The organism is Saccharopolyspora sp. NPDC047091, assembly GCF_040643635.1.
GTDB lineage: Bacteria > Actinomycetota > Actinomycetes > Mycobacteriales > Pseudonocardiaceae > Saccharopolyspora_C.
In genome coordinates, this window is sequence record NZ_JBEYUS010000005.1 from 122,212 (window position 1) to 146,315 (window position 24,104).

Sequence of the window (24,104 nt, forward strand, 5' to 3'; positions counted from 1 at the left end):
GTTCTCGAACCGATCCCACGCCGGAATCCGGAGGTCATGGAATGCGGCAATCAGAAGCCCTGCGTCAGCTCGGGCTCGGCGTGCGACTGCGCACCTTGCGGGAGAATCGCGGAATGACCACCCGATCGGTGGCGGCGGCCCTGGGTGTCTCACGTTCCTCGATCAGCCGGACCGAGCGCGGCACGCGCGCCCCGGATCGCGAGGAGGTGAGCGCGCTGTGCGCGTTGTTCGGCGTCATCGGTGACGACAAGCAGGAATTGCTGGACCGCGTCGGCGAGTCGAACGAGACGTCCGCGTGGCTGGCGCTGGGCGACGGCATGTCCGAGCAGCTCGCGAGCCTGCTCGTGCTGGAACGCGAAGCCGCGAAGATCACGTGCGTGGAACTGGCCCTGATCCCGGGTTTAGCGCAGGCGGCCGACTACACCCGTTGCCTGATGGCGAGCGCCGGTCTGCAACCGCGCGAAGTGGAACGCCGGGTGGCGTCGAGGCTCGGCAGGCAAGCAGTGCTGTCCAGGCCGAGGCCTCCGCACGTCCGCTTCGTGATCGACGAGTCCGCGTTGAGCAGGACCCTGGGCAGTGAAACGGCGCTGAGGTTGCAGCTCGAACACCTGATCAGCGTCGGGCGCCGACCGAACGTCGAGATCCGCGTGATCCCGTTGTCCGCTCCGGCGCACCGGGTGTTGAACGGAGCGTTCAGCTACTTCGAGCTCGCGGACGGCACGGGCTACGCCTTCGTCGAGTCGCAGGGTTTCGCCGTATGCCTCGCCGAAGCTGTCGATCTGCGACTGGTCGTGGAAACCTGCAACGAAGTGGACGATATCGCGCTGGGTGAGCGCGAATCACTGGAGTTGATCAAGGAAGCCGCGGAGGGACTGTCCGATGAGCGACTGGGTGTGGCGGAAGAGCTCTAGGAGCAACGCTTACCACAACTGCGTCGAGGTGGCGTTATCGTCGACGTCCGTGGCGGTCCGGGATTCCAAGGATCGCGCGGCCGGTTCCCTGTCGTTCTCGACGCGGGACTGGCGGCGGTTCCTGGCGGGCCTCGACGCCGGGCGTTCTGGTGGTGAGCCGGACGATGGCTGAACCGAACTGGCGGACGAGCACGTACAGCGGTGACTACAACTGCGTAGAGGTGGCTCTTTTGCCTGAGTCCGCGGCCATTCGGGATTCGAAGGATCGCGCGGCCGGGTTCTTGTCGTTCTCGTCGCGCGCGTGGCAACGTTTCCTGTTCGGGATCAAAACCTCCCACTGCGACTGTTGGGCGGAAGGGGAACGACATCATGACCGAACCGATGTGGCGCAAGAGTTCGCGGAGCAACGCATTTGACAACTGCGTGGAGGTGGCGTTGTCGCAGGACGCGGCAGCGGTCCGGGACTCCAAGGATCGCGCGGCCGGTTCCCTGTCGTTCTCGACGCGGGACTGGCGGCGGTTCCTGAGCGGGGTCGGCGAAGGCCACTATGACCGATGAGTGAGCTGAACTGGCGGAAGAGCAGCCGTAGCAACCAGTACAACTGCGTGGAAGTGGCGTTATCGCCCCACTTCGTCGCGGTGCGGGACTCGAAGGCGGTGGCGGACGGGCGGCTCACCGTCTCCCCGGCCCGCTGGACTGCGTTCCTCCGCGGCCTCGAATCGGGCCGTTTCGACCGCTGACCGCTGACAGCTGACCGCTGAGCCCTGACCGCTGACCGCTAGCCGAACCGTGGTGAGCGGCCCGACCCGATGCGGGCCGCCCACCGCGGGATCACGGCTGGGAGATCGGCTGCGCGACCGCGGCGGCGGCGTCGATGACGCCGTGCCCGGTGAGCAGGCTGAACTGCCCGGTCTTGTCGCTGCCGGGGGAGTGCGCGGTGTCGATCAGCGCCTGCTCCACCTGGTCGGCGGTGCGGCCCTGGGCGGTGAGCAGCGCGGCGACGCCGGTGACCATCGGCGCGGCCATCGAGGTGCCGGCGAGCGCGTCGTAGTCCGGGTCCCCGCACTTGGTGCCGGTGCCGCGCGGCACGGTGGAGACGATGTCGCCCTCGCAGGTGCCGTCGCCCGCACCGCCGGGGGCGGCCACGGCCTTGAAGTCCAGCTTCAGGCCGAAGTTGGAGTACGAGGCCTTCTTCTCGGCGCGGTCGGTGGCGGCGACGCACATGGCGCCCCGCTCCCACGCCGGGGTGTCGCACAGCGGCGCGGTCTCGTTGCCCGCCGAGGCGATGACGACGACGCCCTTCTCGCGGGCGTAGTCGACGGCGTCCTTCGCCTGCGCCTGGAGCCCGAGCAGCGTCAGCAGCTGGGAGCCGGGCTGCGCGCCGAGGCTCAGGTTGATGACGTTGGCGCCGTGGTCGGCGGCGTAGCGGATGCCCGCGCCGATCTCGGCGAAATCGCCCTTGCCGTCTTCCAGGACCTTCACCGGCATGATCTTCGCGTCGGGCGCGACACCGGCGCCACCGACGCCGTTGTTCGCGGCGGCCGCGGCGATCCCGGACACGTGCGTGCCGTGCACGTCGGTCTCCTGGCCGACGCCGTCCGGCCCGCGCCAGTCACCGTTGCCGCACGGCGCGGGACCGCCGCCGCAGGTGAAGGTGGCGCCCGGGACCAGCTGCGAGCGCAGGTCGGGGTGGTCGAGGTCGACACCGGTGTCGACGACGGCGATGACCTGCCCGGCGCCGGTGCTGGTCTGCCAGGCCTGTTCGGCGTGGATCTGGTCGAGGCCCCACTGCTGACCAGCGAGGGGGTCCTGGGTGGCGGCGGCGGAGGCGGACGGCGCGGCGAGCGCGGTCAAGCCTGCGACCGTGATTGCGAGGGCCCGTAAACGCATGGGCTGCTCCCGGAGTTCGGTGAAAAGTTCAGGCGATCAACGACAGCCTGACCACCGACGTTCCGGCCCGATACACGTCCGAGTCCAGAATGGGACGAGCAGCGCAGCGAATTGCGCTGAACGGAGCAGCGTCGAACGGATAAAACGGACCCGATGTCCACAGAGGACATCGGGTCCATTGCCTCCCTCGCCCCGTGCCGCGCAACGAGATCGTGCACCGCGCGGGACTGATCGGAACGATAGCCGGGAGCCGCCCCGCGCAGAACCGTTCCGAGGCTGCACGATCGGGTGGAAAGGCCTGATCGTTCAAGAGGAAACTTCTTGCTACAGCAGGGGATTCAGCCCGTCCCAGGACAGCTCCGCCATCCACATGCCGCGATCGCCGGGCGGCTCCGCGAGATCGCCGTGGAACGCGATGAGCTCGCCGTCGTCGAACACGTCCTGCCCGCCGGGATTCGTCACCGCGCCGCCGAGCGACTCCCGGCTCAGCAGCGCACCCGGCGCCTTCGTGAACGGGCCGGTCGGGCTCGGCGCCGTCGCGAAGTTCGTGAAGTAATCGCCGCTGTAGAACGTGTTCCCCGAGTACAGCAGCACGTATCCCTGCGGGCGGCGCACCAGCGTCGGCGCCTCCACCACCCCGGCCTCCTCCGGGCGGTCCGCCCGCAGCAGCGGGACGTCCCGGCCGGTGGGGGCGAGCCCGTCGGCCGCAACCGGTCTCATGTGGATGGTCGACGGGCCGCTGCGGGCCTGGCTGCCCCGGGAATCCTTGTACAGCAGGTACCGGCTGCCGTCGTCGTCGACGAAGCTCGCCGGGTCGATCACGTCGCCCTGGCCGGGTGCGCAGATCAGCGGATCCGGGCTCGTCGGCTCGAACGGACCGGTGGGGGAATCCGCGACGGCGGCGCCGATGCACTGGTGGCCGGAGCCGCTGTGGTGCGCGGTGTAGTACAGCAGGAACGTGCCGTCGGAGCGTTCGCTCACGTCCGGCGCCCACACGTTCAGGCCGCCGTTCTCGGACGGGCCCACCCACGGCGGCAGGGACGGCAGCGCGTCCGGCTGCCGCTGCCACGGTCCTTCCGCGTCGGTGGCGGTCGCGAGCTGCACGTTCGAGCCCGCGGTGTTGGTGGCGTACGCGTAGTACTCCCCGTTGTGGGACAGCACGTCGGGGTCCGGGAAGTTGCGATCGATGACCTTCCCGGCGCTCGTCCCGGCGGCGCGCTCGTCGGCGAGCGCGGCGGGTGGCGCGAGGAGCAGCAGCACGGCGGCGGTCAGGCTCAGGTGGCGGCATGGTCGCGGCACGGGTTCCCCTTCGTCGGCAGCCCCACCAGTCCACCGGCGCCCCGCGCGTCCCGCCGGACACATTCACCCCACGAGTGACACTCGATCCGGTGGTTCACCGTGCGCGCCGCCGCTGCCGCCCCGCGACCCGTTCCGGACCGCGAAATCCAGCAGGTGCACGGCCGTCCCATCGGGTCGGGCGAACAGACCGGGTGACCGGTCCGGTCACCCGCGGTGCGGCGGGATCAGAACTCGGGGAGGCCGTACCAGGCCATCGGTGCCTCGGGCACGTCGTCGCGGGTGACGATCCCTTCGATCAGGCCGTACGGGCGATCCGCGGCGAAGAAGACCTCGTTGTCGTTGTCCAGTCCGAACGGTTCCAGGTCCACCCGGAAGTGGTGCTTGTTCGGCAGCGACAGCCGCACCTCGGCGATGTCCGGGTGCGACGCCAGCACCGCCTCGCCCATCGCGTGCAGCGTCTGCTGCAACGCCAGGCTGTGCGTCGTCGCGAACGCGGACAGCAGCGCCGCGCGCACCGAGGCGAAGCTCGCCGCCCACGGCACCTCGGTGCCCAGGTGCCGCCAGCGCGCCGACACCGCCGTCGCCAGGACGCGATCCGAGGTCTCCGGCAACGTCGTGTACTCGTCCCGCGGGAAGCCGTGGAACTCGGAGCCGGTCGACTTGAGCACCACCAGGTCCTCGATCCCGCTCACCACGTGCACGTCGCCGCCGTCGACCGTGACGGCCGCGGTCCGCGTCTCCGCGCCGCTGCGGCGGAACGCGTGGTCGTGGCCCGCGCCGTCCACCTCGATGCGCTCCCACCCGTGCTCGGCGACCGTGATCCGCGCGCCCCGCACCGGTTCCCGGCTCGCGACGAAGTGCTTCCCCAGCCGCAGCGCGAAATCCTCCACCTCGCCGATCGGATACCGCTTCGCGAACGCGTAGGCGGTGTTCTTCTGCGAATCCGTCGGCAGCACGTTCGCGTTGTCCCCGGTGCGGTGCGCCGCCGCGAAGTCCCCGCGCAGCGCGGTGCTGACGGTGAGATCCCGGATCTCGTGCCGGGCGGTGCCGCGGTCCACCGCGACCAACCTGATCTCGGCCTTGCCGTACTGGTTCGGTCCCGGCACGATGCCCACGGCTATCAGCTCCCTCGGTAGGTGGAGTAGGCGAACGGGCTCAGCAGCAGCGGAACGTGGTGGTGCTGCGCGGGATCGGCGATGCGGAAGGTGATCTGCACCAGCGGGTAGAACGACGCGGTGCCGCGCGCCGCGAAGTAGGCGCCGGTGTCGAAGGTCAACCGGTAGTCGCCGGGCGCCAGCACCTCCGGGCCGAGCGAGCCGACGCGGCCGTCCTCGTCGGTGACGCCCGCCGCGATCGGCTCGGCGCCCTCCATGCCCTCCAGCCGGACCGCGATCCCGGCGGCCGGGCGGCCCAGCGAGGCGTCCAGCACGTGCGTGGTCACGGCACTCATCCGATCACCTTCCCCAAGCGCAGCAGCGCGATCTTGCGCAGTTCGTCGGCGACCACGCGCAGCTCGGTGCGCGGATCGTGGTGCATCCGGGAGCGCAGCACCGCCAGCAGCTCCGCGCCACCGCGACCGGCGGCGCATACCAGGTACACGTGCCCGAACCTCCGCTCGTAGGCCGCGTTCCCCTCCCGCAGCGCGGCCCGCAGCTCCGCGTCCTCGGAGTCCACACCGGACTGCTCGGCGCGGGACCAGGCGGCGGTGGTGGCCGCGCCCGCCGGCCGTTCGCCGATGCGGGGATGCGCGGTGAGCGCGGCGCCGACCTCGTCCGGGGTGAGCTCGCGGGCGGCCGCATCGGCCACCGCGAGCACCGCACCGGGGGAGTCGTAGGGTCGCGCATCGCACACCCGCTCGGCCCAGCGCGGCACGTCCAGGCAGGCGCGCAGCTCCGGCAGCAGGTCGGCTCGGGCGGCGGCGTTGAAGCGGTCGGGCGCGGGCATGGCCTCCCCCTCCGGGCGGGCCGCGTCGCGGCCGATCCGCGGGCTCGCGCGCACCGGCGGGCGGCGGCGCACCTGCGAGCCGAAGCTACGACCGGCACCACGGGGTGTCAACGTGCCGTTGACCCAGCGGGTGAACCGGGCTCCCGCGAGCCGCGGGCGCTCGGGGCGACCCGCCGCACGGGCGGAGCGGAAGCCGCGGCGTGCCACCGGAAACCCTCCGTGACCGAGATGTGATCGCGCCCCCGGCCCCCCGATTCGGACGGAAAGGCCTGGCGACGAAGGCCCTTCGGCTCCGCGGCACCGATCCCGGCGCAGCACCACCCGCCGAACGCCGCCCGCCGGGGTTCCCCTGATCGGGCGAGTCGGGTGGAATGTGCGAGTCACCGCCGCAAGCCCGAGGGGGAGCACTGTGCCCGGTCCCGTCCTGATCGCGCCGGACAAGTTCAAGGGGTCGCTCACCGCCCCCGACGTGGCGAACGCGCTCGCCGCGGGACTGCCCGGCGTCGAGGTGCGGCTCGCTCCCATCGCCGACGGCGGGGACGGCACCGTGGACGCCGCGATCGCCACCGGGTACCGGCGGATGCAGGCGCGCGTCACCGGCCCCGTCGGGACACCGCTGGCCGCCGACTTCGCGCTCCAGGAGGGGAAGGCCGTCGTCGAACTCGCCTCCGCGTCGGGGCTCGCGCTGCTGCCCACCCGCGAGCTCGCGCCGATGACCGCCTCCAGCTTCGGCACCGGAGAACTGATCCGCGCCGCGCTCGACGCGGGCGCCCGCACCATCGTGCTCGGCGTCGGCGGCAGCGCCTGCACCGACGGCGGCGCGGGCATGCTCGCCGCGCTCGGCGCCCGGCTGCTCGCCGACGCCGGACGACCGCTGCCCCCCGGCGGTGGCGGGCTCGTCGAACTCGCCGAAGTCGACCTCAGCGGGCTCGACCCGCGCCTCGTCGACGCCGACATCGTGCTCGCGTCCGATGTGGACAACCCGCTGCTCGGGGAGCACGGCGCCGCGCACGTGTACGGGCCGCAGAAGGGCGCCGACCCCACCCAGGTGCGGCTGCTCGACGCCGCGCTGCGCAGCTGGTCCGGTGCCGTCAGCCGCGCAGGTGGGCGCGACGCCGCCGACGAACCCGGCGCCGGAGCGGCGGGCGGCGTCGGCTACGCCGCGCTCGCCGTCCTCGGCGCGCGGCAACGGCCCGGCGCCGACCTCGTGCTCGAACTCGTCGGCTTCGACGCCGCGCTGCCCGGCGCCGCGCTCGTGCTCACCGGCGAGGGCTCCGTCGACGAGCAGACCCTGCACGGCAAGGGCCCCGCCGCTGTCGCCGCCAGGGCCGCCGCGGCCGGAGTGCCCGCCATCGCCGTCGCCGGGCGCTGCTCCCTCGCGCCCGAACGGCTCCGCGACGCCGGATTCGCCGACGTGTACGCGCTCACCGACGTCGAACCCGACCCGCAGCGCTGCATCCGCGAAGCCGCCGACCTGCTGCCGCGGCTCGCCGCCCACATCGCCGAGAAGTGGCTCGCCTGACCGGACCACGGCTCCACCCGCCCGCCGGGGCGGAGTGGCACGGACGCCGCGCCCGCCCCGGTTCGTAGAGTGGGGGCGGGAACTCGGGGGAGAGGTGTGCCGGTGGCGGACGACGAACGGCTGCCGCTGCGCGAACAAGTGCGGCGAGCGGTGCAGGACCGCATCAGCGACGGCCGCCTCCGACCCGGCGACCGGCTCTACGAGCAGCAGATCGCCGCCGAGTTCGGCGTCTCCCGAGTGCCGGTCCGCGAAGCGATCCGCATGCTGCAGAGCGAAGGGCTCGTCGACGTCGCGCCGCACCGGCGCGGCGTGTTCGTCCGCAGCCTCGACCGCGACCAGGTCGAAGAGCTCTTCGACGTCCGCGAAGCCCTCGAAGCGCTCGCCGCCCGGCTCGCCGCCACCCGCGCCGGCACCGACGACGCCGCCCGGCTCGGCGAGCTCGCCCGGCGCGCCCGGCAGGCGTGGACCGACGGCGACGTGGACGCGATGTCCGCCGCCAACACCGAATTCCACGACCGGATCGTGGCGCTGTCCGGGAACGCGCTGCTCGCCAACGTGCTGGAACCGCTGCACGGCAGGCTCGCCTGGCTGTTCCGGCTCAACCTGGAGCCCGAACGCGTGTGCCGCGAACACGACGAACTGCACGCCGCCATCGCGGGCGGGGACGGTGATCGGGCCGCGGAACTCGCGCTCGGACACGTCAGAGCAAGCAGAAAAATGGTCCTCGACAGAATGCTCTTTTGAAAGGCGTTTTTCTTCGCTGTTCCCGTTGCGAGGAAGGCTGGGTGGCGGAGCCTCAGCGGGATTCTCGCTGCGGGATCGTTTTCACCGGTGGCTCCGCCACAGGAGAAAACGCTGTCCTCGCGAGGAAGCAGCTGAGAACCCGCGGCGGTGCCGGTGTCTCAGGTGGTCGGCTACTCAGCGGCTTCGCCGCTGACAGGAAACGGACAAGACCCGTCGAGGGTCAGGGACAGGCAGTCAGCGGCTTCCCCGCTGCGGGATCGTTTTCACCGGTGGCTCTCCGCCACGAGGCGAAAACGCTGTCCTCGCGAGGAAGCCGCTGAGGACCCGCGGCGGTGCCGGTTGCTCTGGTGGTCGGCTCAGCGGCTTCGCCGCTGACGGGAAACGGGCACGGCTTGCAGGGCAGGTTCGGGCGGTCAGCCGAGGACTTCGTCGGTGTGCTCGCCGAGCAGCGGTGGTGCGGTGCGCACCGCGGGCCGGTTCCCCTGGTAGCTGACCGGGAACGCGACCTGGCGCAACGGCCCCGCGACCGGGTGCTCGACCTCCTGCACGATGCCGAGCTCCCGGGTCTGCGGATGCGCGTAGACCTCCGCGAGCGTCTGGATCGGCGCCACCGGCACGCCGCCCTCCGCCAGCAGCGCGCACCACCCGGCGACGGTGCCGGTGCGCAGCGTGCGCTCCAGCTCCGCGGTCAGCTCGGCGCGGTGCGCGACCCGGTCCCGGTTCAGCGCGTAGCGCGGGTCGTCGGCCAGCTCCGGCCGGCCGATCAGCTCGCACAACCGGCCCCACAGCTCGTTGTTGCCCACCGCGATCACGAAATGCCCGTCCGAAGCCGGATAAGCCTGGTACGGCACCAGGTTCGGGTGTCCGGACCCGAGCCGGGACGGGACCTCGCCGGTCGCGAAGTAGCCGGTGGCCCAGTTGATGTGCAGCGCCAGCTGCGACTCGTACAGCGAGGTCGACACGCACTGCCCGAGCCCCGTGCGATCCCGCTCCACCAGTGCCGAGAGCACCCCGATGATGCCGAACAGCGCCGCACCCAGATCGCCCGCGGCCAGCCCGGCCTTCACCGGCGGGCCGTCCGGTTCACCGGTCAGCGACATCAGCCCGGACATGGCCTGCGCGATCATGTCGTAGCCCGGTTCGTCCCGCAGCGGCCCCTGATCGCCGTAGGCGGACAGGTGCAGCACCACCAGCCGCGGGTAGCGCTCGGTCAGCGCGGTGCGGTCGAACAGCCGCTGCAGGCCGCTGCCCGGCCGGAAGTTCTCCACGAGCACGTCGGCCTCGGCGATCAGCCGGTGCGCCTCCCGCTGCCCCTCCTCGGACTTGAGGTCCAGCGCCACCGACCGCTTGTTCCGGTTCGTCGCCAGGTAGTAGGTGGCGTCCGGGCCCTGGAACGGCGGGCCCCACTGGCGGGTGGGGTCGCCGCCGTCCGGGTGCTCCACCTTGATCACATCGGCGCCGAGGTCGGCGAACGTCATCGACGCGTACGGGCCTGCGAGGATCTTCGACAGGTCGACGACCTTGATCCCGTGCAGCGGGCGGGCGCTGCGCGGTGCCGCCGGATCGGTGTCAGGCATGGGTGAGACCTCCGTCGAGCACGGCCGCGGCGGCGTCCGCGGGCACGGCGCCGCCCTCGGCGAGGGCGTCCAGGTGGGCGAGCGCGGGCGCGGGCACGGCGCGCGGATCGACCAGCCGCCGCAGGTGGGCGTGCGCGAGGAGCAGCTCCCGGTGCCCGCTGCCGCGGTGCAGCAGGGCGTCGGCGTGCTCCAGCAGCAGCGTGCTCATCAGCAGCCCGGCCAGGTCCTCGGCGTACCGCCCGATCCCGGCCTGCCCGTCGGCGTCCGCCGCGGTCACCAGCCGGTCTCCCACGTCGCGGGCGCCCGCCCACCGCTCGGCGAGCTCGGCCGCGGCGGCCGCGCTCTCGGCGTGCTGCAGCGACCGAACCCGGTCGCCGTAGTACTCGGCGAGCCGGTGGTGCGCGTGCTCCTTGCGCAGGCAGCGCAGCACGTCCAGCGCGATCACGTTCGACGAGCCCTCCCAGATGGAGCCGAGGTGCGCGTCGCGCAGCAGCCGCGGGTCCACCCAGTCCTCGACGTAGCCGTTGCCGCCGCGGATCTCCATCGCCTCCCCGGTGACCTGCCGGGCCCGCTTGCAGATCGAGTGCTTCGCCAGCGGGGTCAGCACCCGCACCAGCGCGCGGGCGGGCTCGTCCCCGGTGTCGGCCCGGTCCAGCTGCGCGGCGGATTCCAGCACGAGGCCCAGCGCGGCCTCGGCGTCCAGCAGCAGCGGCAGCAGCGTGGCGCGCATCAGCGGCTGGTCGAACAGCGCGTCGCCGAACACGACCCGGGATCTGGTGTGCAGCACCGCTTCCCGCACCGCGCGCCGCATCAGCGCGGCCGAGCGCATCGCGTTCGACAGCCGGGACACGTTCACCATCTCCAGCATCTGCGGCACCCCGCGGGCCAGGTCGCCGACGGGCCACGCGACCGCGTCCTCCAAGGTGACCTCGCCGCTGGCCATGGAGCGGGCGCCGAGCTTGTCCTTGAGCCGGTCGATGCGGATCGCGTTGCGGGTGCCGTCGGGGCGCAGCCGCGGGAGCAGGAACATGCCGAGCCCGCGGGTTCCGGAACCCTGCCCGGGAACCTTCGCCAAGGTGAGCACGTAGTCCGCGGACACGTTGGAGGCGAACCACTTCCGGCCGCGCAGCGTCCACCGGTCGCCGTGCTCGGTGGCCTCGGTCGCGGTGCGGGCCAGGTCGGTGCCGCCGTCCACTTCGGTCATGAACATCGCCCCGGTCGCGGCGATCGCCGGATCGGTCGAGGTGAGCCGGTCGATCTCGGCGGCGTAGCGCCGCTCGTCGAACAACCGCAGCACCCGCGCCGCCGAGTCCGTCATGGACAGCGGGCACGCGAGGCCGAACTCCGCTTGCACGAACAGGTAGGACAGCGCGTACTTCACCACGTGCGGGGTCCGGCCGGGCCAGCCGTTCACCCCCGGCCGGTGCGACATGGCGGCGAGGCCGAAGCGGCGGAACGCGACCTCCGCCAGCTCCCGGTAGGCGGGGTGGAACTCGACCTGGTCGATCCGGTCGCCCGCCGGGGAGAACGAGCGCAGCACCGGCGGGTTGCGGTCCGCGGTCGCGGCGAGCGGGTCGACGTCCTCGGCGGCGACCCGCCCCAGCTCGGCGAGCAGCGGCTCGACCCGGGCGCGGTCCGCCGGTGCGAGCAGCCGGTCGAGCAAGGGGCGCAGGGCGGGATCGTGGTCGGCGAAGTTCACGCGAGGCTCCTCTGCGGGGCGGATTCCGGTGCGGTGCGGCGGATCAGCGCGGTCGTGCAGACCAGCGAGATCACCACGTAGGACAGGCCGAGCCCGACGACCGCCCAAATCGATCCGGTGCTCGTCAGCAGGAACTGCGCGAGCAGCGGCGCGGTGCCGGCGAACAGGGTGGTGCACAGCTGGTAGGCCAGCGAGCTGGCCGTGTAGCGCACGCCCACGGGGAAGACCTGGGACAGGATTCCCGCCAGCGCCGCGTAGAACAGCGCGTGCGGCACGGTCGCCACGGCCATCCCGATCGTCGCGGGCCAGAACTCGCCGGTGCGCACCAGCACGAACATCAACGGCAGCAGCACCACTTCCGGCAGCAGCATCCACAGCACCGCGCGGCGCAGCGCGATCCGGCTCGCCAGCACCGCCCCGAACGGCTGCACCAGCACCTGCACGACCAGCGCGAGGGTGATGGTGGTGAGGAACGCGTTGCGGTCGAACCCCAGCTCCGCGGTCGCCCAGGACAGGGCGAAGGTGGTCTTGACGTAGGTGATGGCGACCCCGGCCGCGCCCGCACCCACGCCGAGCGCGACGATCCCGCGGTGCTCGCGCAGCACTTCCAGCAGCGGGATCCGGTCGGTCCGCCGCTGCCGCAGCAGCGCCGCCATCTCCGGCGTCTCGTCCAGCCGCAGCCGGATGAACAACCCGACCAGCACCAGCACCACCGACAGCAGGAACGGCACCCGCCAGCCCCAGTCGGTGAACGCGGGCTCGGAGAGCCGGGCGATGGCGAGGAAGGCGAGCGTGGCCAGCAGGTTCCCCACCGGCGAGCCCTGCTGCGCGAACGCCCCGTAGAGGATCTTTCGCCCGGGCGGGGCGTACTCGGTGGCGATGAGCACCGCGCCACCCCACTCGCCGCCGACGGCGACGCCCTGGACCATGCGCAGCACGATCAGCAGCACCGGCGCGGCGGGCCCGATCGCGGCGTAACCGGGGAGGAACCCGATCCCGGCGGTGGCCAGGCCCATCAGCAGCAGCGTCGTGATCAGCGCGCTCTTGCGGCCGCGGCGATCACCGAGGTGCCCGAAGAGCACGCCGCCGAGCGGGCGGGCGAGGAAGCCGACCCAGAACGTGCCGAACGCGGCGAGGGTGCCCAGTGCGGGGGACACGTCGGGGAAGAACACCTTCCCGAACACCAGCGCCGAGGCGGAGCCGTACACGTAGAAGTCGAACCACTCGACGGTGGTGCCGACGAACGCGGCGATCCCGGCGCGCCGCGCGTCGCGGGGTCCGCCGCGCTCCGGTGGAGCGCCGGGGGACGGGGCTGTCGTCATCGCGGACTCCCTTGTCGCGATCGAGCGGGATCGCCGTCCGGGGATGCGGGGCGGACCGCGGACGACGTGATCGCCAGCACACTGGCACGCCGCTCCGAGACCTGTCCAAGACGAGAATCGACGTGATTCAGACCGGATCGGCATCGATCGGGGTCGGCAGCACTTCCTCGGCGACGCGCAGCACTTCCCGCAGCGCGGGGGAGGGGTCGTCCGGGCGCCAGGCGAGCGCGATCGGCAGCACCGGTGCGGGCCCGCTGATCGGGCGCAGCACCGCGTGGTCGGTGCGGATCCGCCGCGAGGAGTCCACCATGATCGCCACCCCGACCTCGGCGCCCACCAGCGTCAGCACGGTGTAGGCGTCCGGAGCCTCCTGCACGATCCGCGGGGCGATCCCGGCGTCGCGGCAGGCCCGCAGCCCGGCCTCGCGGACCGCCGAGCCGGTGCCGTCGGGGAAGGTCACCAGCGGTTCGCCGGCGAGGTCGGCCAGCGCCACCTCGTCCCGGCCGGCCAGCGGGTGGGTGTCCGGCAGCGCCACCAGCAGCCGCTCGCGGCGCACCACCCGGGTCGCCACGCCCTGCTGCGCGGGCAGCGCGATGAACCCGAGGTCCAGCGTTCCGTCCACCACCTCGTCCAGCGCGCGCCCCGAGTAGGTCTGCCCCCGCAGGTCCAGGTCGACGCCGGGCAGGGCGGACCGCACCGCGCGGGTCAGGACGGGCAGGCTCGCGTTGCCGGTGGCGCCCGCGAACCCGACGCTCACCCGCCCCAGGTGCCCGCTGCGGGCGGCGGCCGCCGCGTGCCGGGCGCGGTCGGCGGCGGTGAGCGCGTGCCGCGCCGGTTCGAGGAACGCGGCCCCTTCCGGGGTGAGCGCGACCGCGCGGGTGCCGCGGTCGAACAGCTCGACGCCCAGATCGCGCTCCAGCAACCGGATCTGCCTGCTCAGCGGCGACTGCGCCATGTGCAGCCGGACGGCCGCGCGGCCGAAGTGCAGTTCCTCGGCCACGGCCACGAAGGCCGCCAGGTGCCGCAGTTCCATGCTGGACCGTCCTCGGATCGGTGCCGGGTCCACCTCAGCTTGCGGTCCCGCCCCGCGATGTCAAGGCGGCGCTATCAGTCCACTGTGGATCGAGTGGTGCGGGCGCGTCGGGCCGCGGAGATCCGGCGGTCGCCGCGAATCCGGGCTTGAGCATGCCGCAGGGGCACGGAGTGGGATGGGCGACGTCCGCCCCCGAGAGGAGCTCACCCGTGTCCACCGCGACCGAACCGCACCCGCCCGCGCCACCGGCGCGACCCACCCCGCTCGCCGAGCGGGCGATCGCCCCGGACCTGGCCCGGGGCATGATGCTGCTGCTGATCGCCTTGGCGCACGTGCCGTGGTTCCTGTACACCGCAGGCACCGGTGCCGCGCTGCTGCACCCGGCCGGTGGCGGGCTCGCCGATCGGATCGTGCAGGCGGTCACGATCGTCGTGGTGGACGCGCGCACGCACACGATGTTCGCGTTCCTGTTCGCGTACGGGATCGGGCAGCTGCACGCGCGCCGGATCGCGGCGGGCGCGACTCCGCGCGCGGCGTGCAGGCTGCTGCGCACCCGGCACCTGTGGATGTTCGCCTTCGGGCTGGTGCACGCGGCACTGCTCTGGCAGGGCGACATCCTCGCCACCTACGGGTTGCTGGGGCTGGTGTTCGTGCCGCTGTTCCTCAACCGCGGGGACCGCGCGCTGCAGGTCACGATCGGCGTGCTGCTCGCGCTCGCCGCGCTGGTCTGCGCGGGCGCGGCGCTGGCCGGGCCGGTGCCGAGCGCGGCCGGGCCGGACGCGCAGCGGCTCGCGATCGCGGAGACCGACTACCTCGCTTCGGTGGTGCTGCGGCTGGGGAACTGGCTGCCCGCGCTGCCTGCGGGGATCGTCACCCTGGCGCTGCCGGCGGCGTTCCTGCTGGGATTGCTGGCTTCTCGGCACCGGGTGCTGGAGGAGCCCGCGCGGCACCTGCGGTTGCTGCGCGGCACCGCGTTCGCCGGGATCGCGGTGGGCTGGGCGGCGGGTGTTCCGCTGGCGCTGCACCACGTCGGCGTGCTGGAGCTGCCGAACCTCGCGCTCGCCGGGGCGGTGCACTTCTTCGCCGGGATCTTCGCGGGAGTCGGCTACGCGGCCCTGTTCGGTCTCGTCGCGCACCGGATGTCGCTGCGCGGCACCGACCCGGCGGTGCCGGTGCGGATGCTGCTCGCGCTGGGGCGGCGTTCGCTCAGCGGGTACCTGGCGCAGTCGGTGGTGTTCGTGCCGCTGCTCGCGGCGTGGGGTTTCGGGGTCGGCGCGCACCTGTCGAGCTGGTCGGCGGCGCTCGTGGGTCTCGGCACCTGGGTGCTGACCGCGGTGCTGGCGTTCGCGGCGGAGCGGGCGGGAGTCCGCGGCCCGGCGGAGGTCCTGCTGCGCGGGCTCACCTACCGGGCGCCGCGCCGCCGCGCCTGATCGAGTCCCAAGTGGACCAGCGGCCCGATCCGGCGAGAACGGCCGCGGGGTTCAGGAGATGACGTTGCGGACGAAGGTGGTCGTCTCAGCGGCGTCGTTGACGTAGGAGTAGCGCTGCGCGCTGGAGTAGATCGCGTAGTCACCCACCTCGATCACCGCCACCTGGTCCTCCCGCTCGATCCGCAGCCGTCCCGCCGTCACGAAGACCATCTCGTGCCATCCGGCGGGGTCGGGCTCGGCGTCGTAGCGGTCCCCGGCGGCGAGGCTCCAGGTCCACAGCTGCGCCTCGTCGCGGGCGGGCGCACTGCCGAGGAGCACCGCGCGGCTGTCGGGGTGGGCGCCGCGCCAGGCGGTGGCGTCGATCCGATCGGGCGGGGCGGACGGCGGGCTCACCAGTTCGACGAGGTTCGTCCCGAGGGCGTGGGCGAGCTTGTCGAGCCCGGAGAGGCTGATGTTGGCCTCGCCCGCCTCCAGGTTGATGATCGTGCGCCTGCTCAGCCCGGCGTCGGCGGCGAGTTCGGACTGGCTGCGGCCGGTGGCGTGGCGCAGGCGGCGCAGATTGTCCGCGACGTGCACCAGGACGTCCGAGCTCGGCTCTTGCACGTGCAGGATTCTACACATAGCGTGGTGCAATATGTTGCACATTCGAGGTCGGGCGGTGAACCGGCACGAGCTGGCGCTGGTGGGCATCACCGTGATCTGGGGCGGGACGTTCCTGGTCATCCACACCGCCATGCGCCACTGCGGCCCGCTGTTCTTCGTCGGCGTGCGGTTCCTGGCCGCGGGCGCGATCAGCCTCGTGGTGTTCCGCCGGGCGCTGCGCGGGATCGGGCTGCGCGACCTTGGGGCGGGCGCCGCGATCGGCGTCGCGATCTTCCTCGGCTACGGGTTGCAGACCTGGGGGTTGCAGACCATCAGCAGCAGTTCCTCCGCGTTCATCACCGCGCTGTACGTGCCGATGGTGCCGCTGTTGCAGTGGGCGGTGTTCCGCAAGGCGCCGCCGATGATGGCGCTGATCGGCGCCGCGCTCGCCTTCGCCGGGCTGGTGCTGCTGGCCGGGCCGGGCGCGGCCGGGATCTCGATGAGCAGCGGGGAGCTCGCCACGCTCGTCGGCGCGCTGGCCATCGCCGCGGAGATCGTGCTGATCGGGTTGTTCGCCGGGAAGGTCGACCTCGGCAAGGTCACCGTGGTGCAGCTGCTGGTCAGCGGCGCGCTGTCACTGGCGATGATGCCCGTCGCCGGTGAGGCGCTGCCCGCGTTCTCCTGGGTGTGGCTGGTGGCGGCCCTCGGCCTCGGCGCGGCGAGCTGCCTGATCCAGATCGCGATGAACTGGGCGCAGCGCGAGGTCTCGCCGACGCGCGCCACCATCATCTACGCGGGCGAACCGGTGTGGGGCGGCGTTTTCGGCCGCCTGGCGGGGGATCGGCTGCCGGGGCTCGCGCTTGCCGGGGCGGCGCTGATCATCATCGGCACCCTGATCAGCGAGCTCAAACCCCGTGCGAAGTCCGAAGTGGACACCCCGGCCGCCGAACTGTCCGAGTCCACCGCCCGCTGATCCGCTGGTCCCGCCGGGGGAGCCGGTCGGTCCGCCAGGTCGACGGCTGCGATCTCGGCGCTGTCCCGGGTGATCCTCGATGATCCTGCCGAGCACGCCGGCCGACCGGCCTGGTTGCCGCGGCCCGCGGAGGTGGACGTGCCGGAACTCGCCGCCCTGCTGCGCGGATCGGCGAGTTCCGGGGGTGTCACGCGGCCTTGAGGGTGCCGCCGTCGACGGTCCAGTTCTCGCCGATCGCGCTCGGCATGGTCGGGGAGGCCAGCAGCACGACCGCGCGGGCGATCTCGGCCGGGTCGATCAGCTGCTCGGTGAGCAGCCCCGTCTGCTTCGGCAGCTGCCGCAGCAGTTCCTCGTGCTCGACGCCCAAGGTCGCGGCCAGCCGGGCGCCATAGCCGTCCTGCCCGGTCAGCAGGTCGGTGCGGGTTCCGGACGGGGTGACCACGTTGATCCGGACACCGGACCCGGCGACCTTCTCGGCGAGGCCGCGGGAGAAGGCGTTCAGCCCGGCCTTGGCCACCGAGTACGGCAGCGGCGAGGTGTGCGCCAGCCGCGCGCTGACCGAGCTGATGTTGACCACCGCGCCGCGGGCCTCGACGAGCGCGGGCAGCGCGGCGCGGGTGGCGCGGACGGCGGCGTGCAGGTTCAGCTCGGCGGTGGCGGCCCAGACCTCGTCGTCGCCGCCGAACGGGTCGCGGAGCGCCTCGTCGGGGGCGTTCCCGCCGCCCGCGTTGTTCACCAGCACGTCGAGCCGCGGATCGGCGGCGAGGGCGGTCTCGACCAGCCGCCGCGGGCCGTCCGGGGTGGCGAGGTCGGCGGGCACGAAGGTCGCGCCGGTGGCCTCCAGCTCGGGCGTGTTCCGCCGCGCCGAGGCGACGACCTCGGCTCCCTCGGCGCGGAAGGCGCGGGTGATCGCCAGGCCGATGCCCTTGCTGGCGCCGGTCACGAGCACGCGGGCGCCGGTCAGCTGCAGATCCATCTTCGGTTCTCCTTCGCCGAGAGCGAGACAACTGGAACTACGCACGCTCAGCTGAGTGAATAACTGCAACATACATGAATCATTTAGGGCTGGGTAGGGTGAGCTGCGGACCACGGAGGGGACATGGACGAGACCAACCGGCCACGGCGGGTGCGGGCGGACGCCGAGCGCAGCACGGCGCGGATCATGGATGCCGCGACGACCGTGCTCGCGGCGGACCCGAGCGCGTCGCTGGAGCGGATCGCCGACGCGGCCGGGCTCGCGCGCGCCACCGTGCACCGCCGGTTCTCCTCCCGGCAGGCGCTGCTGGACGCGCTCGTCGCACAGCTCAACGAGCGCTACCTGAAGGGCCTCGCGGAAGCGCGGGTGCAGACCGCGCCGCCGCTGGTCGCGCTGCACCGGCTGACCGAGCTGATCTTCGAGCTCAAGGTCGGGCACCGCTTCGCGATGGAACTGGCCGCGGACCCGGAGGGCCGGGAACCGCTGCTCGAACCCGAGGTGGTCGACGGGCTCGACGCGCTGTTCACCCGGCTCCACGAGTCCGGGGAGATCGCCGCGGCGGACCCGGCCTGGTGCCGCCGCCTCTACCTGGTGCTGCTGCACGAGGTGCACCAGCTGCCCGCGGCCGCGCCGGAACTCGCCGCCGAAGCCGCGGAGGGCGTCGCCGCCCGCGTCGACCTGCTGGTCCGCACCCTGCTCGGCGCGCTCGGCGGGACTCCCGCGCGCCGCTGACCGGCGACCTCCCGGCCGGCCCGTCAGGGCCGCACGTTCTCCAGGTCGGCGAGGAGGCTCGGGTGCGTCGGCCGCCAGCCGAGCGCTTCGCGGGTGCGCGTGCTGGAGGCGGGCTGGTCCGCCGCGAAGATCGGGCCGAACGGGCCGAAGGTCTCCGCGGGCACCTGCGCCACGGGCAGGCCCAGCCTGCGGCCGATGACCGCGGCGATGTCGCGCACCGCGTCGCCCTCGTCGGCCACCGCGTGCCACGCCGTTCCGCCCGGTGCCGATTCGAGGGCCAGCCGGAACAGCGCCGCCGCGTCGCGGGCGTGCACGGCGGGCCAGCGCTGGTCGCCGCTGCCGGGGAACCCGGCCACGCCGGTGCGGCGCGCGTTCTCGACGAGGAGGCCGGCGAAGCCGCCCTCGCCGCGGTGGTGCACGGTGCGCGGCAGCCGGACGGCCGTGGCCCGCACCTCGCGTTCGGCGAGCGCGAGCAGCGCGTGGACCGAGCGGCTCCGGGCCGCGACGGGTCCCTCCAGGAGCAGCGGATCGTCCTCGGTGGCGGCGCGACCGGTGGCCGCCGGGGTACCGGACGCCGCGACGATCGGGCGGCCGCTGCCGACCAGCGCTTCGCCCAGGGTCGCCATGGCCGCGGCCTCCTCGGCGATGGACGCGGCCAGCGCCTCGGGGCTGCCGTAGTCGCGGCCGAAGGCCAGGCTGATCACGCCGTCGGCCCGCTCGGCGCCGGTGCGCAGCACGTCGAGATCGGCGAGTTCGCCGCGCAGCGCCTCGGCGCCGAGTTCCGCCACGGCCGCCGCGGAGCGGTCCGAGCGGGCCAGGGCGAGCACGGTGTGGCCGTGCTCGCGCAGTTCGGTGATGACGGTGGAGCCGATGACGCCGGTGCCGCCGGTGATGAACACGTGCATGGGTGCTCCCGAAGTGATGGGACTGATGTCGCATCACTGTACGCGAGTGATGGGACAGGTGTCGCATCGCTAGGGTGTGCGCATGGCTCGATGGGAACCGGGAGCGCGGGAACGACTGGTCATCGCCGCCGTCGACCTGTTCACCGAACAGGGCTACGACGCCACCAAGGTCGCCGAGATCGCCGAACGCGCCGGCGTCACCCGCAGCACCTTCTTCCGGCACTTCGCCGACAAGCGGGAAGTGCTCGTCGCGGGCCAGGAGGCGCTGAGCGGTCTGCTCGCCGAAGGGATCGCGGCCGCACCCGACGGCGCGAGCCCGGTCGAGGCGGTGTCCGCGGGCCTCGAACGCGCCTCGAACGCGATGGGCCCGGTGAACCGCGAACTGGCACCGCGTATCCAGGCCGCGGTGGCGGCCAGCGCGGAGCTGCAGGAACGGGACGCGCTCAAGAGCGTCGGCCTCGCCGCCGCCATGACCACCGCGCTCCTCGACCGCGGCGTCCCCGACCCGGCCGCGCACCTCGCGGCCGAGCTGGGGCTGCTCGCGTTCAAGAGCGGCTTCGCCCGCTGGTCCGCGGCCAACCGCGACGACCCGACGGAACTGGCGCAGCACGCGCAGGTCGCGCTGGAGGAGTTGCGCGCGGCCGCGGCCGCGCTGGGGTGAGCTCCGCGGCCGTCAGCCGCCGACCTCGTCGCCGAAGCGGAGCAGGGAGCGGAAGAAGTCGATCGGCGCGTTCAGCACCGACCGGGCCCCATCGCCGAGCGCTCCCCACCAGTGGTTCACCCCGCCCGCCGCGCCGCTCGGATCCTTGGCGATCACCGCCAGCAGCACGATCAATCCCAGCAGCACCAGCACGATCAGCAGGGTGATCAGGCATCCGGTGTTGCGGAGGCGCTTGCGCCAGGACTTGCGCTCGGAACGTTCGGACATGGCGGCCCACCTTCGTCGAGTGGCACCGGACCCTAGAGCAACCGCGGCCCGGTGGGGAGGCCCGCGGCCGAACCGTTGCCGGAACGACCCGAAGATCGTTCCGGTGATCGGGTTTGACCACGCGCGGCGCCGGGGTACGCCGGAAGGGTCCTGATCCACTCCGCTGGAGGAGCGCCATGCGAACCCACCGCGCCGCACCGAGGAACCACGAGGACCACCGGTGAGCGAGGACGCGCCGCTGGTGTTCGTGCTCTTCGGCGCAACCGGCGACTTGGCCGCCCGGAAGCTGTTCCCCGCGCTGGTGCGCCTCGCCCGTGCGGGGAGGCTGCCGTCCCGCTACCGGATCATCGGCTCCGGCAGGCACAGCCCAGGGCGCGATGAGCAGTTCCGCGAGGACCTCGGCGGCTCGGTGCGCGAGCACGCCGCGGACGTGACCGGTCGGGAGTGGGCCGAGTTCGCCGAGCACGTCTCGTTCCAGACCGCCGACTCCGACGACGGCGCCGACCTCGCGGCGGCCGTGCGCGATGCGGACGCGGAACTCGGCGGCGGCGCCCGGGTGCTGCTCTACCTGTCGGTGCCGCCGGAATCGATGCACGACATGGTCGGGATGCTGGCGGACACCGGCCTCTCCGACGGGGCCCGCATCATCCTGGAGAAGCCGTTCGGCCGGGACCTGGAATCCGCGCGCGCCCTCAACGAGGCGGTGCTGCGCGTCTTCCCGGAGCAGCGGGTGTTCCGCATCGACCACTTCCTCGGCAAGGAAGGGGTGCAGGCCGCGCTCGCGCTGCGGATCGGCAACGCGCCGCTGGACGCCGCGTGGGACCGGCGGACCGTGTCCTCGGTGCAGATCGACGTGCCGGAGGACCTCGGGCTGGAAGGCCGGGCGTCGTTCCTGGAAACCACCGGCACGTTCCGGGACATGGTCGCCACCCACCTGTGCCAGCTGCTCGGCACCGTCGCCCTCGAACCACCGCGGCGGTGGGACGCCGACTCGCTGCGCGCGGAGCGGCTGCGGGTGTTCCGCGCGCTGCGGCCGTTCGACCCGGCTCGCGTCGTGTTCGGGCAGTACGACGGCTACCGGGACGAGGACGGCGTCGCCGCGGATTCGCGGACCGAGACCTTCGTGGCGCTGGAGGCGTTCGTCGACGACGACCGCTGGCGCGGCGTGCCGTTCCACCTGCGCACCGGCAAGGCCCTCGCGACCGCCCGGTGCGCGGTCACCCTCACCTTCCGCTCCCCGCCGGTCGAGGTGCCGGGGGCGCGGGAGGCGCGCACCGCGCTGTCGCTGGAACTGGTCGACGAACCGGAGCTGAGCGTCGACCTGGCCGCGAAGGTCCCCGGGCCGGGGATCGAGCTGCGCACCACCACCGCGCGGCTCGAACCGGCCGAAGAGCGCGGTGATCGGGACGGGGACGGCTCGGACGGGGACGGCCGGGGCGGGGGATCGGCGCCGGACGCCTACGAACGCCTGCTGTTCGACGTGCTGCGCGGTGATCAGACGTTGTTCGTCAGCTCCGAGGAGGTCGAGCGGCTGTGGGAGGTGTGCGAACCGGTCCTCGCCGACCCGCCGGCCCCGCACCCGTACGAGCAGGGCTCCTGGGGCCCGCGCGCCGCGCTGGAACTGCCCGGGGACGCGGGATGGCGGGTGCCGGGATGAGCGCGGCCGAGGACGCCCGCTACCCGCCGATCAGCGAGCACGGCCTCATCGGCGACCTGCGTACCGCCGCGCTGGTGAGCACCGGCGGCCGCGTCGACTGGTTCTGCGCGCCCCGGTTCGATTCGCCGAGCGTGTTCGGCGCGCTGCTCGACGCCGACCAAGGCGGCAGCTGGGAGCTGCACCCGGCGTGCGAGGTGGTGAACCGGCAGCAGTTCTACTTCCCGGACACCAACATCCTCGTCACCCGCTTCCTCACCGAGGACGGCATGGTCGAGGTGCAGGACTTCATGCCGATCCTGCGCGAACGCGACCCGGACCACCGGCAGCGGCTGGTGCGCCGCATCGCCGCGATCCGCGGCACCGTCCGGATGAGCACCCGCGTCGCACCGCGCTTCGACTACGGGCGCGCCGCGCACGAGACCACCGAGACCGGCTGCGGGGTGCGGTTCGACGGGCCCGGGCTCGCGCTGACCCTCGGCGGCACCGTGGACCTGGCCGTGCGCGATGGCGACGCCGAAGCCGAGTTCTCGTTGGCAGCAGGGGAATTCGCGCTGCTGGTGCTGGAGGTCGGCGAGGCGGACTGCGAACCGATGACGGCCGCGGACGGGCTGTTCGACGCCACCGTCGCGTACTGGCGCAGGTGGCTGGCGCACTCGAACTACACCGGTCGCTGGCGCGAGGTGGTGCACCGCTCGGCGCTGACCCTGAAGCTGCTCACTCACGAACCGAGCGGTGCGATCATCGCCGCCCCGACCTGCGCGCTGCCCGAGCGGATCGGCGGTGAGCGGAACTGGGACTACCGGCTCGTGTGGATCCGGGACGCCGCCTTCTCGCTGTACGCGTTGCTGCGGCTGGGATTCACCAGCGAAGCCGAGGACTTCATCGGCTGGCTCACCGACCGGTTCGACGACCCGGGCGACGGGGAACTGGGGCCGCTGCGGGTGATGTACACGATCGACGGCGACCCGGCGGCGGGGGAGGAGGAACTGCCGCACCTGGAGGGCTACCGCGGTTCCGCGCCGGTCCGCATCGGCAACGACGCGGGCGGACAGCTCCAGCTGGACATCTACGGCGAGCTGATCGACTCCGTCTACCTGTACAACAAGCACGGCAGCGGGATCTCGCACCGCAGCTGGACCAACCTGACCCGGGTGCTGGACTGGTTGCTGGCCAACTGGGACCGCCCCGATGAAGGGATCTGGGAGACCCGGGCCGGACGGCAGCGGCACACCTTCTCCCGCCTGATGTGCTGGGTCGGCATCGAACGCATGGTGCGGATGGCGCGCCAGCGCGGGCTGCCCGCCGACCTCCCCCGGTGGACGGCGGAGCGCGACCGCATCTACCACCGCATCATGGACGACTGCTGGGACGAGGGGCACGCCTGCTTCTCCCAGCGCGAAGGGGAGTTCGTACCGGACGCGGCCGTGCTGCTGATGCCGATGGTGAAGTTCTGCTCCCCGTCCGACCCGCGGTTCCTGTCCACGATCGACGAGCTGGAGCGCTCGCTCGTCGTCGACAGCCTCGTGTTCCGCTACGACCCGGACCAGGCGCCGGACGGGCTCGACGGCGCCGAGGGCACGTTCTCCATCTGCTCGTTCTGGTACGTGGAGGCGCTGGCCCGCAGCGGGCAGGTCGACAAGGCGCGGCTGTCGCTGGAGAAGATGTTCACCTACGCCAACCACCTCGGCCTCTACGCCGAGCAGATCGGGCTCACCGGTGAGCAGCTCGGCAACTTCCCGCAGGCCTTCACCCACCTGTCCCTGATCAGCTCCGCCATCAACACCGACCGAGCCCTGCCCGGCTGAGCGAGTCCCGAGCACACCGCCCCATCGCGTTCTCGCGGTGGGGCGGTTCTCGTGCTGCGCGCGGGGAAACCTCGACATGGCTGCGCTCCGTGATCGGTCGATTCCGGAAACGTTCGCGGGGCGCGGCTTCACCACCGGGTGAAAAGATGGACCGCCATCCGAACACGGGAGGGGT

At 72.8% G+C, this 24,104-nt stretch carries 26 protein-coding genes; 13 read left to right on the forward strand and 13 right to left on the reverse strand.

Going from position 1 to position 24,104, the window contains the following annotated elements; all coding sequences use genetic code 11:
• The first annotated feature begins 41 nt into the window (after positions 1-41).
• The 5 genes from ABZ805_RS04415 to ABZ805_RS04435 are packed head-to-tail and all read left to right on the forward strand — an operon-like array spanning position 42 to position 1,651.
• Positions 42-911, forward strand: a complete 870-nt coding sequence (locus ABZ805_RS04415; RefSeq protein ID WP_358434176.1) for a helix-turn-helix transcriptional regulator — start codon at positions 42-44, stop codon at positions 909-911.
• Complete coding sequence (locus ABZ805_RS04420; protein WP_358434179.1) at positions 880-1,083, forward strand: DUF397 domain-containing protein; 204 nt, start codon at positions 880-882, stop codon at positions 1,081-1,083. Before ABZ805_RS04415 ends, ABZ805_RS04420 begins: the two co-directional genes overlap by 32 nt.
• Complete coding sequence (locus tag ABZ805_RS04425; RefSeq protein ID WP_358434182.1) at positions 1,076-1,327, forward strand: DUF397 domain-containing protein; 252 nt, start codon at positions 1,076-1,078, stop codon at positions 1,325-1,327. The genes ABZ805_RS04420 and ABZ805_RS04425 overlap by 8 nt, the downstream gene beginning before the upstream one ends.
• Complete coding sequence (locus ABZ805_RS04430) at positions 1,281-1,469, forward strand: DUF397 domain-containing protein (RefSeq protein ID WP_358434185.1); 189 nt, start codon at positions 1,281-1,283, stop codon at positions 1,467-1,469. Before ABZ805_RS04425 ends, ABZ805_RS04430 begins: the two co-directional genes overlap by 47 nt.
• A complete protein-coding gene (locus tag ABZ805_RS04435) occupies positions 1,466-1,651 on the forward strand; it encodes a DUF397 domain-containing protein (protein WP_358434188.1) in 186 nt (61 codons plus the stop codon). The genes ABZ805_RS04430 and ABZ805_RS04435 overlap by 4 nt, the downstream gene beginning before the upstream one ends.
• 91 nt (positions 1,652-1,742) lie before the next feature.
• Here ABZ805_RS04435 and ABZ805_RS04440 read toward each other — a convergent pair whose 3' ends face one another.
• From ABZ805_RS04440 to uraD, 5 genes are all read right to left on the reverse strand, one after another.
• Entirely contained in the window at positions 1,743-2,765 is a 1,023-nt protein-coding gene (locus ABZ805_RS04440) for a S8 family serine peptidase (protein WP_358434191.1), read from the reverse strand.
• Positions 2,766-3,125: 360 nt separating this feature from the next.
• Positions 3,126-4,100 (reverse strand): glycoside hydrolase family 43 protein, encoded by a 975-nt coding sequence (locus ABZ805_RS04445; protein WP_358434194.1) that lies wholly within the window; start codon positions 4,098-4,100, stop codon positions 3,126-3,128.
• Between the two features lie 224 nt (positions 4,101-4,324).
• Positions 4,325-5,215, reverse strand: coding sequence for a factor-independent urate hydroxylase (gene pucL / locus ABZ805_RS04450; RefSeq protein ID WP_358434196.1), 891 nt, complete (start codon positions 5,213-5,215; stop codon positions 4,325-4,327).
• 5 nt (positions 5,216-5,220) lie between these two features.
• A complete protein-coding gene (gene uraH, locus ABZ805_RS04455; protein ID WP_358434198.1) occupies positions 5,221-5,550 on the reverse strand; it encodes a hydroxyisourate hydrolase in 330 nt (109 codons plus the stop codon).
• Complete coding sequence (gene uraD / locus ABZ805_RS04460) at positions 5,547-6,251, reverse strand: 2-oxo-4-hydroxy-4-carboxy-5-ureidoimidazoline decarboxylase (RefSeq protein ID WP_358434202.1); 705 nt, start codon at positions 6,249-6,251, stop codon at positions 5,547-5,549. Before uraD ends, uraH begins: the two co-directional genes overlap by 4 nt.
• Positions 6,252-6,453: 202 nt before the next feature.
• On the opposite strand from uraD, the gene ABZ805_RS04465 reads away from it, so the two are divergent.
• Together ABZ805_RS04465 and ABZ805_RS04470 are read left to right on the forward strand one after the other, a co-directional pair.
• The gene (locus tag ABZ805_RS04465; protein WP_358434205.1) at positions 6,454-7,566 is read left to right on the forward strand and encodes a glycerate kinase; all 1,113 of its coding nucleotides are present in this window, start codon (positions 6,454-6,456) and stop codon (positions 7,564-7,566) included.
• Positions 7,567-7,668: 102 nt separating this feature from the next.
• The gene (locus ABZ805_RS04470) at positions 7,669-8,310 is read left to right on the forward strand and encodes a GntR family transcriptional regulator (protein WP_358434208.1); all 642 of its coding nucleotides are present in this window, start codon (positions 7,669-7,671) and stop codon (positions 8,308-8,310) included.
• 413 nt (positions 8,311-8,723) lie between these two features.
• Here ABZ805_RS04470 and ABZ805_RS04475 read toward each other — a convergent pair whose 3' ends face one another.
• The 4 genes from ABZ805_RS04475 to ABZ805_RS04490 form a co-directional block, all read right to left on the reverse strand.
• A complete protein-coding gene (locus tag ABZ805_RS04475) occupies positions 8,724-9,887 on the reverse strand; it encodes a CoA transferase (protein WP_358434211.1) in 1,164 nt (387 codons plus the stop codon).
• Positions 9,880-11,586: an acyl-CoA dehydrogenase family protein gene (locus tag ABZ805_RS04480; RefSeq protein WP_358434214.1), complete on the reverse strand. Its 1,707-nt coding sequence runs from the start codon at positions 11,584-11,586 to the stop codon at positions 9,880-9,882. The genes ABZ805_RS04475 and ABZ805_RS04480 overlap by 8 nt, the downstream gene beginning before the upstream one ends.
• Entirely contained in the window at positions 11,583-12,908 is a 1,326-nt protein-coding gene (locus ABZ805_RS04485) for an MFS transporter (RefSeq protein WP_358434217.1), read from the reverse strand. The genes ABZ805_RS04480 and ABZ805_RS04485 overlap by 4 nt, the downstream gene beginning before the upstream one ends.
• Before the next feature lie 127 nt (positions 12,909-13,035).
• A complete protein-coding gene (locus ABZ805_RS04490) occupies positions 13,036-13,941 on the reverse strand; it encodes a LysR family transcriptional regulator (protein WP_358434220.1) in 906 nt (301 codons plus the stop codon).
• 209 nt (positions 13,942-14,150) lie between these two features.
• On the opposite strand from ABZ805_RS04490, the gene ABZ805_RS04495 reads away from it, so the two are divergent.
• Positions 14,151-15,371, forward strand: coding sequence for a DUF418 domain-containing protein (locus ABZ805_RS04495; protein WP_358434223.1), 1,221 nt, complete (start codon positions 14,151-14,153; stop codon positions 15,369-15,371).
• A gap of 51 nt (positions 15,372-15,422) precedes the next feature.
• Here ABZ805_RS04495 and ABZ805_RS04500 read toward each other — a convergent pair whose 3' ends face one another.
• The gene (locus ABZ805_RS04500; RefSeq protein ID WP_358434226.1) at positions 15,423-15,974 is read right to left on the reverse strand and encodes an XRE family transcriptional regulator; all 552 of its coding nucleotides are present in this window, start codon (positions 15,972-15,974) and stop codon (positions 15,423-15,425) included.
• 31 nt (positions 15,975-16,005) lie between these two features.
• Here ABZ805_RS04500 and ABZ805_RS04505 point away from each other — a divergent pair, with 31 nt between their 5' ends.
• The gene (locus ABZ805_RS04505) at positions 16,006-16,926 is read left to right on the forward strand and encodes a DMT family transporter (RefSeq protein ID WP_358434229.1); all 921 of its coding nucleotides are present in this window, start codon (positions 16,006-16,008) and stop codon (positions 16,924-16,926) included.
• Positions 16,927-17,113: 187 nt separating this feature from the next.
• Here ABZ805_RS04505 and ABZ805_RS04510 read toward each other — a convergent pair whose 3' ends face one another.
• Positions 17,114-17,902: an SDR family oxidoreductase gene (locus tag ABZ805_RS04510; protein WP_358434232.1), complete on the reverse strand. Its 789-nt coding sequence runs from the start codon at positions 17,900-17,902 to the stop codon at positions 17,114-17,116.
• Between the two features lie 123 nt (positions 17,903-18,025).
• On the opposite strand from ABZ805_RS04510, the gene ABZ805_RS04515 reads away from it, so the two are divergent.
• Positions 18,026-18,634 (forward strand): helix-turn-helix domain-containing protein, encoded by a 609-nt coding sequence (locus ABZ805_RS04515; RefSeq protein WP_358434235.1) that lies wholly within the window; start codon positions 18,026-18,028, stop codon positions 18,632-18,634.
• A 23-nt stretch (positions 18,635-18,657) separates the two neighbouring features.
• On the opposite strand, the gene ABZ805_RS04520 is transcribed toward ABZ805_RS04515, so the two are convergent.
• A complete protein-coding gene (locus tag ABZ805_RS04520; RefSeq protein WP_358434238.1) occupies positions 18,658-19,539 on the reverse strand; it encodes an SDR family oxidoreductase in 882 nt (293 codons plus the stop codon).
• A gap of 82 nt (positions 19,540-19,621) precedes the next feature.
• Here ABZ805_RS04520 and ABZ805_RS04525 point away from each other — a divergent pair, with 82 nt between their 5' ends.
• Positions 19,622-20,200 carry a helix-turn-helix domain-containing protein gene (locus ABZ805_RS04525; RefSeq protein WP_358434240.1) on the forward strand — a complete coding sequence of 193 codons (579 nt, stop codon included), beginning with the start codon at positions 19,622-19,624 and terminating at the stop codon, positions 20,198-20,200.
• A 12-nt stretch (positions 20,201-20,212) separates the two neighbouring features.
• Here ABZ805_RS04525 and ABZ805_RS04530 read toward each other — a convergent pair whose 3' ends face one another.
• Complete coding sequence (locus tag ABZ805_RS04530; RefSeq protein ID WP_358434243.1) at positions 20,213-20,467, reverse strand: hypothetical protein; 255 nt, start codon at positions 20,465-20,467, stop codon at positions 20,213-20,215.
• Positions 20,468-20,687: 220 nt separating this feature from the next.
• On the opposite strand from ABZ805_RS04530, the gene ABZ805_RS04535 reads away from it, so the two are divergent.
• The gene (locus tag ABZ805_RS04535; protein WP_358434246.1) at positions 20,688-22,124 is read left to right on the forward strand and encodes a glucose-6-phosphate dehydrogenase; all 1,437 of its coding nucleotides are present in this window, start codon (positions 20,688-20,690) and stop codon (positions 22,122-22,124) included.
• Positions 22,121-23,929: a glycoside hydrolase family 15 protein gene (locus ABZ805_RS04540; RefSeq protein WP_358434248.1), complete on the forward strand. Its 1,809-nt coding sequence runs from the start codon at positions 22,121-22,123 to the stop codon at positions 23,927-23,929. The genes ABZ805_RS04535 and ABZ805_RS04540 overlap by 4 nt, the downstream gene beginning before the upstream one ends.
• Positions 23,930-24,104: the final 175 nt, after the last annotated feature.